Origin of the sequence: Erwinia oleae (genome assembly GCF_000770305.1) — a bacterium.
Classification (GTDB): domain Bacteria; phylum Pseudomonadota; class Gammaproteobacteria; order Enterobacterales; family Enterobacteriaceae; genus Erwinia; species Erwinia oleae.
Window position 1 is genome coordinate 1 of record NZ_JNVB01000181.1, and the last position, 453, is coordinate 453.

1 tRNA gene and 1 rRNA gene are annotated in these 453 nt (G+C 50.3%); both read left to right on the plus strand.

Annotated features, from left to right (window positions below):
• Nucleotides 1-170, plus strand: a 16S ribosomal RNA gene (locus tag GS12_RS22850); the annotation flags it as partial.
• A 73-nt stretch (nucleotides 171-243) separates the two neighbouring features.
• Nucleotides 244-320, plus strand: a tRNA-Ile gene (locus GS12_RS22855).
• The last annotated feature ends 133 nt before the right edge of the window (nucleotides 321-453 follow it).

Below are 453 nucleotides of genomic sequence, written 5' to 3' on the forward strand. Positions count from 1 at the left end.
GAATACGTTCCCGGGCCTTGTACACACCGCCCGTCACACCATGGGAGTGGGTTGCAAAAGAAGTAGGTAGCTTAACCTTCGGGAGGGCGCTTACCACTTTGTGATTCATGACTGGGGTGAAGTCGTAACAAGGTAACCGTAGGGGAACCTGCGGTTGGATCACCTCCTTACCAGAAGATACTTTTTTGCGCAGTGTCCACAACAGATTGTCTGATAGAAGTAATGAGCAGAAAAAACCTCTACAGGCTTGTAGCTCAGGTGGTTAGAGCGCACCCCTGATAAGGGTGAGGTCGGTGGTTCAAGTCCACTCAGGCCTACCAAATTTGAACTCATACTGCGTTGTGGCCCCGGTTCGCATAGTTCACTATGCTTCACGGAACCACGCCTTGTCTGAGCCCAAATTCCATTTCTGAAAGAGAAACGGACTCGGTTGAGTGGTAGTAAAGGTCTCTG